Here is a 13,732-nt window from a genome sequence, read left to right as displayed (position 1 = left end):
TAAGGCCTCCGCACGCATCTCAGGGGGATCTCAGGGCCGACCCTGACGGCAAGACCAGGGGCCGTTCCGAGCCCCGCATCAGTAGAGTCGCCACCCATGAAGCCCGACGCGCTCCGCGGTCATCTCGACGCGTTGCTGCTGGCCACGCTCGACGGCCGGGAGCTGCACGGTTACGCGATCATCGAGGCGTTGCAGCAGGGCAGCGGGGGAGCGCTCGACCTCCCGACCGGCACGGTCTACCCGGCGTTGCGGCGCCTCGAACGAGCCGGTCACGTGGTGAGCGACTGGAGCACCGTCGGCGGGCGCAAGCGCCGCACGTACAAGCTCACGCAGGCGGGGCAGCGGGCCCTGAACGCCGAGCGCAGCGCGTGGCGCGAGTTCACGACGGTCATCGACGGCGTGCTGGGGGGTGACGGCAAGTGGGCGCAGACGTGATGGACGCCGGCGTGATCGACAGGTACGTGTCCGATCTCGGGGCGCGGTTGCAGGGCTCGAAGAAGCAGGTCCGCGACCTGCTCACGGAGGCGCGGGACAGCCTCACCGACGCGACCGAGGCGCACCTGGACCGCGGCCTGGACGAGACCGAGGCGCAGCAGCGCGCGGTCGAGGAGTTCGGGCCGGTCCGCGAGATCGCCAACGAGTACCAGGCCGAACTCGCCGTCGCCTATGGCACGCGCACGCTCGTGTGGCTCGCGATCGTGTTGCCGTTGATGCACATGACGTGGGAGTACGGCCGGATGCTGTTCATCGGGCCGTGGCAGGACTTCGGCACGATGCCGCCGCCCTGGTACCTGTTCGTCGCCAAGGCCAACGACCTGACGAGCGGCATCGCGTCCGGTGTGGCGCTGGTGGCGTTGATCCTCGGCCGGGTGCTCGCGCGCCGGCTCGACACGAAACTGCTGGCCAAGATCGGTGCGGGCGTCGCGCTGGCCGCAGTCGGGGCCGTGCTGCTCGGCAACGTCTCGATCATCCTCGCCACCGCGCACGTCGACGCGTCCCGGCTGCTGCAGTCGCTGCCGATGAGCATCGCGAGCCTGATCACCTGGATCGTGATCGTTCGTCTCGGTCTGCTCGCTCGCCGCAGCCTGAGCTGTGCCACGATCGTCGCGTGACCAACGCCCTGATCTACCTGATCGTGATGATCGCCGTCGCGGCAGTGGTGTTCCTGCTCGCGGCGTTGGTGTTCGGGCGCGGCGAGGAGCTCGCGCCGCTGCCGCCCGGAGCGTCGCCCACGCGGCTGCCGGCCGAGGACATCACCGCGGAGGACGTGCGCGGCCTGAAGTTCCAGCAGGTGTTCCGGGGCTACAAGATGAGCGAGGTCGACTGGGCGTTGCAACGGCTCTCGGCCGAGGTCGAGACGCTGCGGGCACGGGTCGAGGAGCTGGAGAGCAGTGAGCACCACCGAGCTTGAGCTGACCGTCGAGGTCGCCGCGCCGCCGGACGTCATCTTCCGCGCCATGTCCGACTGGGAGCGCCAGTCGGAGTGGATCTTCGGCACGACCGTGTCCGTCGTCGCGGGCGACGGGCGCTCCGTCGGCAGCGAGATCGACGCACGCACGTTCGGCGTCAGCGACCGCATGCGGATCACCCGCTGGGACCCGCCGCACGCCGTGGAGGTCCTCCACCTGGGCCGCGTCGTGCGCGGCACGGGCGTGTTCGCCGTGCGCGGCAGCCGTTTCGTGTGGAGCGAACGCCTCGACGTGCCGTTCTTCTACCCGTTGGTGAAGCCGCTCTTCGTGCTGATGTTGCAGCGTTCGCTGCAGCGCTTCGCCCGTTTCGCCGAGGAGTACCGGTGATCGTCCGCTGCCCGTGGGGCGACTCGACCCCGGACTACGCCGACTACCACGACACCGAGTGGGGCGTCGAACTGCACGGCACCCCCGAGCTCTACGAGCGGATGTCGTTGGAGGCGTTCCAATCCGGCCTGTCGTGGATCACGATCCTGCGCAAGCGCCCGGCGTTCCGCGCGGCCTTCGGCGACTTCGACCCGATGCTGGTGGCGAAGTTCGGTCCCGCGGACGTGGAACGGCTGATGGCCGACGCGGGCATCGTCCGGAACAGGATGAAGATCGACGCCGCCATCCACAACGCGCGGGTGATCGTGTCGGAGGGCGTCGACCTGGACGCGTTGCTGTGGTCGTTCGCCCCGAAGAAGCACAAGCGGCCGAAGACGTTCGCGGACGTGCCGGCGATCACCGACGAGTCGAAGGCGATGGCCAAGGAACTGAAGAAGCGCGGCTTCAAGTTCCTCGGCCCCACCACGTGCTACGCGCTGATGCAGGCGACCGGCATGGTCGACGACCACATCTCGACGTGCTTCCGCGCGAAGAAGGCCGCTACTTCCCGGTGAACTCCGGGGCGCGCTTGTTCACGAACGCGTCCACGGCTTCCCGGTGGTCGTCGGTCGCGCCGCACTCCGCCTGGGTGCGGCGTTCGGCCTCCAGCGCGTCCTCCAGCGTGCCGTCCGCGGCCGCCGCGAGGGCTTCCTTGATCTTCGCGTACGCCGTCGTCGGCCCCTTGGCGAGCTTCGCGGCCAGCAGGTGCGCGGCGGACAGCAGTTCGGAGTCCGGCACGACCTGGTTGACCATGCCGACCCGCAATGCCTCCTCGGCGCTGACGGGCTGGGCGAGCAGCATCATCTCCATCGCGCGGCCGTACCCGATGAGCCGCGGCAGCGTGTACGACGCGCCGGAGTCCGCGGTGAGGCCGACGTTGGCGAACGCCATCAGGAACTTCGCCGAGGCGCCCGCGATGCGCAGGTCCGCCGCGTAGGCGAACGACGCGCCCGCTCCTGCCGCGCTGCCGTTGACGGCGGCGATCACCGGCTTCGGCATGGCGATCAGCTCGCGCACGATCGGGTTGTAGTGCTTCTCGACCGTGTTCAACGGGGCAGGATCGCCTGCCTGGAGCAGGCCGATGTGCTCCTTGAGGTCCTGGCCCGCGCAGAACGCCTTGCCCGCGCCCGTGATCACCAGAGCGCGCACCGACGGGTCGGCCGCCGCGTCCTGCAGCGCGGCGAGGAACGACTCCTTCAGCGAGGTCGTGAAGGCGTTGTACGACTCCGGGCGGTTGAACGTGAGCGTGCGCACACCATCGGCGTCGTCGACGAGGAGCTCGGACACTGGACCTCCATCAAGCTGTGGAAACGTTGCGCACCGGCCGCAGGCACTCGTCGACGAACCGACTCGTGCCCGGTGCGAGCCGCAGGGTCTGTTCGTCGAAGAACGACGCTGCCGCGTGCCCCGGCCAGTCCGGTGGCAACAGTTCAGCAGGAAGACCGGGATCGCGGAACAGGAACTTCCGCCACGCGTGCAGGAGCCGCTGCGAGGCGGCGAACGCGGCGGCGTCGTCCGTTTCGTCCACATCGGACACGATCTCGTGCCAGTGCGCGACGAAACCGGCGTAGTCGCGGCCCAGCTCGGCGAGGTCCCAGGCCTTCGCCGCGAGGTCCGCGTCGCCACCGTCGTGTGAACCGTGAAAAGTTCGTGCCGCGACCTGTTCGGCAGCCAAGACGTCGGCCAGTTCGGGGGACGGGCGAGGGGCGATCCACGTCACAGGGCCGAGCGCGCCGTAGCCGAGCAGCTGCAGCTCCGACGCCAGGTGGTCGCGCGAGTCGCGGCCGGGCAGCTCCTCCAGCACCACGACGTGCCAGCGACCGTCCCAGGTGGACGGCCCGGTGCGGTAGATGCGGGCGGCGGCCTCGTCCAGACGTCGTTCCCCGCGAGGTGTCATCGCGTATCCGGGCCCGTCAGGGAGCCGCGTGGGCTGCAACCAGCCCTGCCGGACCGTGCGCGAGACGGCCGTGCGGACGGCGGGCGCGGCGAAACCGAGGGGCTCCAGCAACCGGACGAGCGCGGCGATGGTGGCGGCGCCACCGCGTTCGCGGAGGTGGCCGCCGTAGACGTCGAAGAGCGCGGAACGGGCTCGCACCCGGCCCAGTCTGTCACGCCGCACACGAGGTCGTGCCGGGTCGCGGGGAACACGGCCGCCGTCGCCGCTTCGTGACCTTCACCCCGCGGAACCGCCCGGGACGACCTTCGGTGCGGATAGTGTTGTGGTGTCGTGGATACAGGTGTTGATCAGGCACAAGTCAAGATCGACAACCGTCACCCGGACTCGCCAAAAGATCGGTTCGGTTTCGCCCCTGAGTCGCGATAGGGGAGAATGGAGCAGATCCGGCCTGGCCGGACGGGGAAGATGTTGACGGAGGGAGCACGCGATGGCGGCCATGAAGCCCCGGACCGGCGACGGTCCCCTTGAGGTCACCAAGGAGGGGCGCGGCATCGTCATGCGCGTGCCGCTTGAGGGTGGTGGGCGCCTTGTCGTCGAGATGTCGGCAGACGAGGCAAGCGCCTTGGGCGACGCGCTGAAGGCCGCCGCCGGCTGAGGCACCCCGGCGAGGAGCTGTCGAGCCCCGGTTTCCACAGTGGAGACCGGGGCATCGCTTCGTTCCGCGCTGGGAGAGAATGAACGGTCGTCAATGCGTTAGGGGAGGTCCAGTCGTGGCGTCGACGGTGCCGTCAGTGCCGAGCAAGCTCGTGGACGTCGAGGTGGCCACCACCTCGCGCCGTGCCGTTCCGCAGGTCGTGCTCACGGCCACGGGACCGGCACTGGGACCGGGCGGCGACGGCATCGACGTCTCCGACCTCACCGGCAAGGCGGGGGAGGCGGTCCGGCACGACGAGGCCTGGACGCTCGGCGTCGGCACCGGCACGCTCGCGGACTACCGCGCGGCCGGAGCGTCGCTCGTGCGCGCGCTGAGCGGCGAGGACGCGCCGAAGACCGCCGACGTGCTGCTGACCCCGGACTTCGACGCCGACAAGGTGCGCGCGTTCGTGCTCGGCGCGGCGCTCGGCGGGTACCGGTTCAAGGTCACCGCCGAGGAGGCCCCGAAGCGGGTCGGCTCGCTGCGGCTCGTCACCGGCGACACCGGCTTCGAGGAGGTGCTGACGTCGGCCGCGCTGAAGGCCCACGCGCTCGCCACCGCCACCTCGCTCGCCCGCGACCTCGCCAACACGCCGTCCAACGTCAAGGACCCGCGCTGGCTCGCCACCACGGCCGCGAAGCTCGCGGACAAGGTCGACGGCCTGACCGCGACCGTGCGGGACGAGAAGTGGCTGGCGCAGCAGGGCTTCGGCGGGGTGCTCGCGGTCGGCGGCGGCTCGGCGCGCCCGCCGCGGTTCATCGAGCTGACCTACGGCACGACCGGGCCGCACCTGGTGTTCGTCGGCAAGGGCATCACGTTCGACACCGGCGGCATCTCGGTGAAGCCGGCGGACGGCATGCACCTCATGCGCACCGACATGGCGGGCGGTGGCGCGGTGATCTCCGCCCTGCTGGCCGTGGCCCGCAGGCAGCTGCCGATCCGGGTCACCGGGCTCGTGCCGTGCGCCGAGAACCACGTGGGCGCGGCCTCCTACCGGCCCGGCGACGTCGTGCGGCACTACGGCGGCAAGACCACCGAGGTGCAGAACACCGACGCCGAGGGCCGCATGGTGCTGGCCGACGCGATGGCGTACGCGGTGCAGAACCTCAAGCCCGACCTGATCGTGGACGTGGCGACGCTGACCGGCGCCATGAAGGTCTCGCTCGGCCTGCGCACCGGCGCGGTGTTCAGCGCGTCCGACGAGCTCGCGGCCGAGGTCGTCGAGGCGGGCGCGGGCGTCGGCGAGAAGTGGTGGCGGATGCCGTTGCTGGAGGAGCACGTCGGTGCCGTCGCCAGCGAGATCGCGGACTACAAGCAGTGCCCGCCGGGGCCGGGTGGCATCACGGCGGCGTTGTTCCTGCAGAAGTTCGCGGGCGACGTGCCGTGGGCGCACCTCGACATCGCCGGTCCGGCGCGGTCGGAGAAGGTCTACGACGAGGTCGTCGCGGGCGCGACGGGCTTCGGCGCGCGGACGCTCGTCCAGTTGGCTGAAAAATATTCGCGTTAACCTACGAACGGGCCATACGAGACGGCGACGTTCCACGGCATGATGTGAGCTCCTTCACAACGCCGTAGAGGAGCGCCCTGTGTTACTCCGCCTGGCCGTCGCCGTCTCGCTGGTCATAGCGTCGTTATCGCCTGCCTCGGCCGCCACGCCGTGGTGGGAACCGGTGGCGCGGCCCGCCCCGGACTCGCAGATCAACGTGACGGGCGAGCCCTTCCAGGGCACCGACGGCCAGGGCAGGGTGCGCGGGTTCGTCGACGCGCACAACCACCTCATGACCAACGAGGGCTTCGGCGGCAAGCTGATCTGCGGCAAGCCGTTCTCCGAGCAGGGCATCGCGGACGCGCTGAAGGACTGCTCCGAGCACCACCCGGCGGGCCTCGGCGCGATCTTCGAGGCGATCGTGACGGGTGACTTCGACGGCCACGACCCGGTGGGCTGGCCGACGTTCAAGGACTGGCCGTCCTCGACGACGGTCTCGCACCAGCAGAACTACTACGCCTGGCTGGAACGGGCGTGGCGCGGCGGGCAGCGCGTGCTGGTGCAGGACCTGACGAGCAACGCGACGCTGTGCGTGATCCACCCGTTCAAGGACAAGCCCTGCGACGAGATGCAGTCGGTCCGGCTGCAGGCGCAGCGCACCTACGAGATGCAGACGTTCATCGACAAGATGTTCGGCGGCGCGGGCAAGGGCTGGTTCCGCATCGTCACGTCCGCCGAGCAGGCGCGGGACGTGATCACTCAGGGCAAGCTCGCGGTGGTGCTCGGCATCGAGACGTCCGAGATCTTCGGCTGCCGGACGTTCCTCGACTTCCCGTTGTGCAGCAAGTCGGACATCGACCGCGGCCTTGACGAGATGTACGCGCTGGGCGTGCGCAGCGCGTTCCTGTGCCACAAGTTCGACAACGCGCTGTGCGGCGTCCGGTTCGACTCGGGCACGCAGGGCGGCGTGATCAACGCGGGCCAGTTCCTGCGCACCGGCCAGTGGTGGCAGACCGAGGTCTGCAAGGGCCCGCAGCAGGACAACCCGATCGGCACGGTCGGCCCGAACGCGCTGATCCCCGCCTCCGTCGTCGCACCGGCCTACGACCCGGCCAAGCGCTGCAACGTGCGCGGGCTGACGTCGCTCGGCGAGTACGCGGTGCAGGCCATGATGAAGCGGCACATGATGATCGAGGTCGACCACATGAGCGTGAAGGCCGCCGGCCGGACGCTGGAGCTCGCGGCCGCGGCGAAGTACCCCGGCATCGTGTCGAGCCACAGCTGGATGGACGCCCAGTGGACCGAGCAGGTCTACCAGCTCGGCGGGTTCGTGGCCGGGTACGAGAACTCGCCCGAGGGGTACGTGTCCCAGGCCGCCGCCGCGGAACCGTTGCGGCGCAAGTACGACGTCGGCATCGGGTTCGGCTCCGACTACAACGGCGTGGGGTCGCACCCGGCACCGCAGACCGGCGTGACGTACCCGTTCCGCAGCTACCCGGACGGGCCGCTGGTGGACCGGCAGCGGACCGGCGAGCGGGTGTGGGACATCAACGTGGACGGCGGCGCGCACATCGGGCTGCTGCCGGACTGGGTCGAGAAGGTGCGACAGCTCGGCGGCGACCAGCTGGTGCAGGACATGCTCGGAGGAGCCGAGTCGTACCTGCGGACGTGGCAGCGGTCGCAGACCTGGAGCCGCTGAGCCTGGAACGCGGTGTCAACGGTCCGTTCGGGGCCGGCTCTCGTTCGGGGCTCGCGTGACGGCCGGCGCTCGCTCCCGATGGGCGCCGGCTCTCGGTCAGCGCTCCACCCCGTGCGTCTTCAGGGCGTGATCCCTGAATGCGCGCACCGCGGGCGGCAGCGGGTTGTCCTTCAGCCAGGCCAGCCCGAAGATCCGGCCCGTCCGCGGTGACAGCGGTAGCTCCCGCAGGCCCGGTGGCGGCACGAACTCGGCGTGGGTCAGCAACGCCACGCCGAGTCCCGCCGCCACCAGCCCGCGCACCGTCTCGATCTCCTGGCACTCGAAGACGTAGCGCGGCGTGAAGCCGGCCGTCGCGCACATGTCGTCGGTGATCTGCCGCAGGCCGTAGCCGTGCTCCAGCGTGATCAGGTCCTCGTCGGCGAGGTCCTCGATCCGCACGGCCCTGCGCGACTCCAGCCGGTGCCCGGCCGGCACGACGACGATCAACGGCTGCTCGAACACCACCACCGACTCGAACTCCGGCCCGACCGGCGGCGGGGCGACCAGGGCGAGGTCGATCTCACCGCCGATCAGCTTCTCGACCACGGCGTGGCGGGCGTTCTGCACCAGGCTGAACCGCACGTGCGGGTGTTCGGCGCGGTAGCTGCGCACCAGCTCCGGCACGATCGCGCGGCCGAGCATGTGCAGGAACCCCAGCGCGACGTGGCCCTTCTCGGGGTCGAGTTCTTCCTCCACCTCGCGCAGACCGGGTTCCAGGGCGGCCAGCGAACGGGTGGCGGCCTCCGCCAGCAACCGGCCCGCGCGGGTGAGGCGGACCCGGCGGCCGGACTTCACGAGCAGCGGCGCGCCGAGCTGCTCGCCGAGCTCGGCGATCCAGCGGCTGACGGTCGGCTGGGGGAGCCCGACGCGTTCTGCGACGCGCGTCACGTGCTCGTCCGCGGCAAGCGCTTTCAGCACGGCCAGCTTCGGGGCCAGGTCCGATTCGTTCATGGATTGATTCTCACGCATTTCCGTATTGGACGTATGGCTTAGCGTCGGATGCGTGAACAGGTTGACCACGTCCATCGCCGCTTCGGGGTTCGCGTGCTTCGCGTTGCTGTACACCCCGCAGCCGGTCATGCCGCAGATCGCCGCGGAGTACGGGCTGGGACCGAGCGGCGCGTCGCTCGCGCTCTCGGCGGCGACGCTCGCGCTGGCCGTGGTGGTCGTGCCGATCGCGATGCTGTCCGAACGGCTCGGGCGGCGGCCGGTGATCGTGGTCAGCGTCCTGGTGGCCGCCGTGCTCGGGCTGCTGCTGCCGTTCGCGCCGAACTACGAGGTGTTCCTCGCACTGCGGGTGCTGCAGGGCATCGCGGCGGCCGGGGTGCCCGCCGCGTCGATGGCCTACCTCGCGGACGAGCTGGAGAAGAAGAACCTCGGCGCCGCGGTCGGCGCGATGATCGCCGGCAACAGCCTCGGCGGCATGACCGGCCGGCTCGTCACCGGCATGACGACGGACTGGCTCGGCTGGCGGCACTCGGTGCTGCTCGCCGGGGCGTTCGGGCTGGTCGCGGCCCTGGTCGTGGTGTTCCTGCTGCCGAAGCAGCACAACCGGCCGAAGCGGGCGCCGAGCGGCATGCGGGCGGCGACGCGGGACCCGGTGCTGCTCTCGCTGTACGTGGTCGCCGTGCTGCTCGTGGGCGCGTTCATCTCGTTCTACAACGTGGCGGGCTTCCAGCTCAGCGGTCCGGCGTGGCTGGAGACGCTGGTGTTCCTCTTCTACGGCTTCGGCAGCACGGCGGCGGCCGTCGCGGGCAGGCTCGCGGACCGCTACGGCCGTGGGCGCGTGCTGCTGCTGTGCATCGGCGTGCTGGCGTTGGGTGCTGTCGCGAGTCTGGTGTGGGTGCCGCTCGGCCTTGCGATCGTCACGGCCGGGTTCTTCGCCTCGCACACCACGGCGAGCGGCTGGGTCGCCGCGCGGGCTCCCTCGCACGCCCGCGGCCAGGCGTCCGGGCTCTACCTCGCCGGGTTCTACCTGGGCAGCAGCGTCGGCGGGACGTCCGGCGCCACCTCGTACGAGGAGTGGGGCTGGGGCGGGCTGGTGCTGGTCATCCTCGGCTGGCTCGCGCTCGCCGCGATGCTCGCTCAGAACTCCAGCGCGAGGGTGACGCGCGAGTCGACCGGCGCGATGGTGGTCCTGCCGAGGCGCGGCAGCTCAGGCGTGCCCTCGACCATGCCGACCGACACCGAGCGGGTGTCCGCCGGGATCTCCACGACGACCGCGAACGGCAGCGGACCGCCGTCGTAGCGGGCGCCGACCTGCCGGGCGGTCGAACCGTCCGGCAGCGTCACGGTGAGCAGGTCCTTGGTGAGCAGGCCGCCCGCCGTGTCGGGAAGGTTGCCCACGGCCTCGACCCGCACCTCCAGCAGCGCCTTGTCCGGCGCCGAGATCGTGGCCACGTCGTACTGGCTCTCGCCGAGCTTGATCGGGCGCTGGCGGCCGAGCCGGACGCCGGTGACCTTCATGCCGAGCTCGCGGTCGCCGAAGCGGATCTTCTGCGTGTGCTCCTGGAACTGGCCGGGGGCGGCGGCGCGGTTCAGCACCGGGGGCGGCGTGTCCGAGCGCTTGCCGGACGGGACCTCGGCGCGCTGCTCCAGCGACTTGGCGCCGAGCGTGCTCAGCACCAGCGACTCGGGCCCCTCCTGCGGGTCCGGCACGGTGAAGACGACGAAGACCGAGCCGTTCGCGGGCAGGCGGTCGGCCGGGAGGGTCTGGCGCTTGCCCGGCACGTCCAGCGCGAGCTCCGACGGCTGCGGGGCGAACCCCTGCCAGTTGGTGCGGTGGAAGCCGCTGTCGGTCTCGTTGAGCTTCTCGACCTTCATCCGGATGACGCGCAGCCGTGAGCCGGACTCGGCGCGCACGGTGCCCTCGGACGTGTACCAGATGTCCGGGTTGGCCCAGCCCGTCACGGCGACGCCGAGCAGGTCGTCGCGCAGCTTGACGTCGGCGTTGCCGAGGCCGAGGTCGACGTTGCCGCGCTTGCCGTCGTCGGGCAGCACGGCCAGGAAGTCGCGGCCGGCGGTCATGTCCTGCTGCTTCGACGGGTCGAACTCCTTGCCGTCGGTGCGCACGAGCGTGCCGCTCGGGGTGCTGCGGTTGCCCTTCTCCGGCACCTGCGGCGACTGCACCTCGTAGCGGACCTCGTCATCCGTCTTGGTGACTTCCTTGAGCGGTACGGGCACCCAGTCGGTGCCCGCGCCGGTGCCGGGGACCTGGACGGGCCCGCACCACAGCCGCTTGTCGACCTCGGCCTCGACGCCCGTCTTCGCGAACCAGCAGCTGACCGCGGCGGCGCCCGCTCGTGCCACGTAGCCGTACGCCAGCGTGTAGGCGAGCTGCGCCTCGGCGTTCGACTGCAGGTCAGAGGCGTCGGCGAGCTTCTTGCCGTCGATCGTCACCTGCACGTTCTTCTGCTGCGACGCGGGTGCTGAAGTGGCACATCCGGTCACTGCGAACAGGACGGTCAGCCCCAGCACCGCACCACGCACAGTCCTCGCGCCCCTCACCAGTTGGAACCGAAACGTCACTACTGGTTAAAGGCGGTGCTCACTCTTCAGGGTTGCCCTGAAGGAGTGTGTCTCAAATCACACTGCGGTAGACCTCGACGGTTTGCGCGGCCATCGTCGACCACGAGAAGTCCTGCTCAGCGCGGGTGCGTCCGGCGGATCCGAAACGCTGCGCGCGGGCGGGGTCTGTGATCAGTTCGTTCACGGCCTGGGCGAGCTCGTGTTGATAAGTCGACAAATCACGCTCGTCGTAGTGGACGAGCAGGCCCGTCTCGCCGTGCACCACGACCTCGGGGATGCCGCCGACGTCGCTCGCGACGACCGCCGTGCCGCACGCCATCGCCTCCAGGTTCACGATGCCGAGCGGCTCGTAGACCGACGGGCACACGAACACCGTCGCGTGGCTGAGGATCTGCCGCACCTCGGCGGGCTGGAGCATCTTCTGGATCCAGAACACGCCCGCGCGCTTCTCCGCGAGCGCGCTGACGGCCGTGCGGATCTCCTCGGCGATCTCCGGCGTGTCCGGTGCCCCGGCGCACAGCACGATCTGCGCTTCCGGGTCGATCTCGTGCGCGGCGGCGACGAGATGGCTCAAACCTTTCTGCCGGGTGATCCTTCCCACGAAGGCGACGATCGGCTTGCCGGGATCGATTCCACGAGACGTCAGGGCGTCGGTTTCCCGAACGGGTCGGTACGCGTTGCTGTCGATTCCGTTGCGCACGACGTGCACCTTGGCGGGGTCGAGAGCGGGGTACGCGTCGAGCACGTCGGCCCGCATTCCGTCGCTCACGGCGATGACCGCGTCGGCGTGTTCGTAGGCCGTGCGCTCCGCCCAGGACGAGATCCGGTACCCGCCGCCGAGCTGCTCGGCCTTCCACGGACGGCGCGGCTCCAGCGAGTGCGCGGTCACCACGTGGGGGATGCCGTGCAGGAGTTTGCCCAGGTGACCGCCCATGTTGGCGTACCAGGTGTGCGAGTGCACGAGGTTCGCCGCGGAGATCCCGGCGGCCATTTCAAGATCGACAGCGAGGGTCGTGAGGGCCGCGTTCGCCTGCTCCAGGCTGTGCGGCGGGTTGTGGGCCGTGGCGTCCGATCTGGGCGCACCGAAGCAGTGCACGTCGACGTCCACGAGCTCGCGAAGATGGGGCACGAGGAATCCCACGTGCACACCAGCCCCGCCGTAGACCTCCGGCGGATACTCCCTTGTCAACAGCGCAACTCGCACGCACTCACCGTAGATCACGGGCGTACTCGTTGGGACTGGCCACTTTGCGTCTGGTTCGAGAACGATCGCACGGATAGGGTCACATGCTGTGAAGGGGCAGCCGCACGTTCTCGGAATTGTGCTTGCCGGTGGTGAAGGCAAGCGCCTGTGGCCACTGACGGCCGACCGCGCGAAACCGGCTGTGCCCTTCGGGGGCAACTACCGGCTCGTGGACTTCGTCCTGTCGAACCTGGTCAACGCGGGGCTCGCGAAGCTCTGCGTGCTGACTCAGTACAAGTCGCACTCACTGGACCGCCACATCTCGACGACGTGGCGCCTGTCCAATGTGCTCGGTCAGTACGTGACCCCGGTCCCGGCGCAGCAGCGCCTGGGCCCGCGCTGGTACACGGGCTCGGCCGACGCGATCTTCCAGTCGTTGAACCTGGTCCACGACGAGAAGCCGGACCACGTGGTCATCTTCGGAGCCGACCACGTGTACCGGATGGACCCTGGCCAGATGATCTCGCAGCACGTCGAGTCGGGCGCGGCCGTGACCGTGGCCGGCATCCGGGTGCCGCGCACCGAGGCCAAGGCGTTCGGCTGCATCGACTCCGACGCCTCCGGCAAGATCACCCGGTTCCTGGAGAAGCCCTCCGAACCGCCGCACGTGCCGGACGACCCTGACGTGACGTTCGCTTCGATGGGCAACTACGTCTTCACCACGGAGGCGCTGCTCGACGCGCTGCGGGGCGACGCGCTGAACCCCGACTCGGACCACGACATGGGTGGCGACATCATCCCCATGCTGGTGGACCGCGGGAAGGCGCACGTCTACGACTTCCAGGACAACGAGGTGCCCGGCGCCACCGACCGGGACCGCGGCTACTGGCGTGACGTGGGAACGATCGACGCGTACTACGACGCGCACATGGACCTGGTCTCGGTCCACCCGATCTTCAACCTCTACAACCAGCTCTGGCCTATTCGGACGGCCACGCCGCCGCTGCCGCCCGCCAAGTTCATCGCCGGAGGGTCCGCTGAGGACTCGATGGTCGGACCTGGCTCGATCATCTCCGGCAAGATCCACGGGTCGGTGATCTCGTCCGACGTGACCGTCGAGGTCGGGTCGGTGGTGCAGGGGTCGGTGCTGCTGCCCGGCGTGCGGATCGGCAAGGGCGCCGTGGTCCGGCGGGCCATTTTGGACAAGAACGTCGTGGTGCCGGACGGTGCGTTGATCGGCGTGGACGCGCCGATGGACCGTGAGCGCTACACGGTGTCCGCGAGCGGCGTGACGGTGCTCGGCAAGGGCGTCCGGGCGTACTGATGGCGCGTCCGGGACCGGTCCCGGACGTCCTGCCTAGCGTGCTGGGC

The 13,732-nt window shown here is 70.0% G+C and carries 14 protein-coding genes; 10 read left to right on the top strand and 4 right to left on the bottom strand.

Features of this window, described 5'->3' with window-relative positions:
• The first annotated feature begins 96 nt into the window (after positions 1-96).
• Genes ACQEU1_RS21905 through ACQEU1_RS21885 form a run of 5 tightly spaced genes read left to right on the top strand, consistent with a single transcriptional unit; the run spans position 97 to position 2,350 of the window.
• Positions 97-435, top strand: coding sequence for a PadR family transcriptional regulator (locus ACQEU1_RS21905; protein ID WP_382440288.1), 339 nt, complete (start codon positions 97-99; stop codon positions 433-435).
• Positions 420-1,112 carry a permease prefix domain 1-containing protein gene (locus tag ACQEU1_RS21900; RefSeq protein ID WP_433204660.1) on the top strand — a complete coding sequence of 231 codons (693 nt, stop codon included), beginning with the start codon at positions 420-422 and terminating at the stop codon, positions 1,110-1,112. Before ACQEU1_RS21905 ends, ACQEU1_RS21900 begins: the two co-directional genes overlap by 16 nt.
• Positions 1,109-1,411, top strand: a complete 303-nt coding sequence (locus ACQEU1_RS21895; RefSeq protein ID WP_382440286.1) for a DivIVA domain-containing protein — start codon at positions 1,109-1,111, stop codon at positions 1,409-1,411. The genes ACQEU1_RS21900 and ACQEU1_RS21895 overlap by 4 nt, the downstream gene beginning before the upstream one ends.
• Entirely contained in the window at positions 1,392-1,796 is a 405-nt protein-coding gene (locus tag ACQEU1_RS21890) for an SRPBCC family protein (RefSeq protein ID WP_433204655.1), read from the top strand. The genes ACQEU1_RS21895 and ACQEU1_RS21890 overlap by 20 nt, the downstream gene beginning before the upstream one ends.
• Positions 1,796-2,350: a DNA-3-methyladenine glycosylase I gene (locus tag ACQEU1_RS21885; RefSeq protein WP_433211647.1), complete on the top strand. Its 555-nt coding sequence runs from the start codon at positions 1,796-1,798 to the stop codon at positions 2,348-2,350. The genes ACQEU1_RS21890 and ACQEU1_RS21885 overlap by 1 nt, the downstream gene beginning before the upstream one ends.
• On the opposite strand, the gene ACQEU1_RS21880 is transcribed toward ACQEU1_RS21885, so the two are convergent.
• Positions 2,337-3,122, bottom strand: a complete 786-nt coding sequence (locus ACQEU1_RS21880; RefSeq protein WP_433204652.1) for an enoyl-CoA hydratase-related protein — start codon at positions 3,120-3,122, stop codon at positions 2,337-2,339. The two genes, ACQEU1_RS21885 and ACQEU1_RS21880, sit on opposite strands and share 14 nt — an antisense overlap.
• 10 nt (positions 3,123-3,132) lie before the next feature.
• On the bottom strand, positions 3,133-3,930 hold the full coding sequence (locus tag ACQEU1_RS21875) for a PaaX family transcriptional regulator (protein WP_433204649.1): 798 nt from the start codon (positions 3,928-3,930) through the stop codon (positions 3,133-3,135).
• 289 nt (positions 3,931-4,219) lie between these two features.
• On the opposite strand from ACQEU1_RS21875, the gene ACQEU1_RS21870 reads away from it, so the two are divergent.
• From ACQEU1_RS21870 to ACQEU1_RS21860, 3 genes are all read left to right on the top strand, one after another.
• Positions 4,220-4,387, top strand: coding sequence for a DUF3117 domain-containing protein (locus tag ACQEU1_RS21870; RefSeq protein ID WP_065914675.1), 168 nt, complete (start codon positions 4,220-4,222; stop codon positions 4,385-4,387).
• A gap of 115 nt (positions 4,388-4,502) precedes the next feature.
• Complete coding sequence (locus ACQEU1_RS21865) at positions 4,503-5,933, top strand: leucyl aminopeptidase family protein (RefSeq protein WP_433204645.1); 1,431 nt, start codon at positions 4,503-4,505, stop codon at positions 5,931-5,933.
• 79 nt (positions 5,934-6,012) lie between these two features.
• Positions 6,013-7,611 carry a hypothetical protein gene (locus ACQEU1_RS21860; RefSeq protein WP_433204642.1) on the top strand — a complete coding sequence of 533 codons (1,599 nt, stop codon included), beginning with the start codon at positions 6,013-6,015 and terminating at the stop codon, positions 7,609-7,611.
• Positions 7,612-7,707: 96 nt separating this feature from the next.
• Here ACQEU1_RS21860 and ACQEU1_RS21855 read toward each other — a convergent pair whose 3' ends face one another.
• Complete coding sequence (locus ACQEU1_RS21855) at positions 7,708-8,601, bottom strand: LysR family transcriptional regulator (protein ID WP_433204639.1); 894 nt, start codon at positions 8,599-8,601, stop codon at positions 7,708-7,710.
• Positions 8,602-8,653: 52 nt separating this feature from the next.
• Between ACQEU1_RS21855 and ACQEU1_RS21850 the strand changes: the two genes are divergently transcribed.
• On the top strand, positions 8,654-9,898 hold the full coding sequence (locus ACQEU1_RS21850; RefSeq protein ID WP_433204636.1) for an MFS transporter: 1,245 nt from the start codon (positions 8,654-8,656) through the stop codon (positions 9,896-9,898).
• A 1,332-nt stretch (positions 9,899-11,230) separates the two neighbouring features.
• Here ACQEU1_RS21850 and glgA read toward each other — a convergent pair.
• Positions 11,231-12,382, bottom strand: coding sequence for a glycogen synthase (gene glgA / locus ACQEU1_RS21845; RefSeq protein ID WP_433204633.1), 1,152 nt, complete (start codon positions 12,380-12,382; stop codon positions 11,231-11,233).
• Between the two features lie 88 nt (positions 12,383-12,470).
• Between glgA and glgC the strand changes: the two genes are divergently transcribed.
• Positions 12,471-13,685 (top strand): glucose-1-phosphate adenylyltransferase, encoded by a 1,215-nt coding sequence (gene glgC, locus ACQEU1_RS21840; RefSeq protein ID WP_382440277.1) that lies wholly within the window; start codon positions 12,471-12,473, stop codon positions 13,683-13,685.
• The last annotated feature ends 47 nt before the right edge of the window (positions 13,686-13,732 follow it).

It is taken from the genome of Lentzea sp. CA-135723, assembly GCF_050936595.1.
Classification (GTDB): domain Bacteria; phylum Actinomycetota; class Actinomycetes; order Mycobacteriales; family Pseudonocardiaceae; genus Lentzea.
This window is presented reverse-complemented; position numbering and strand designations above follow the sequence as displayed.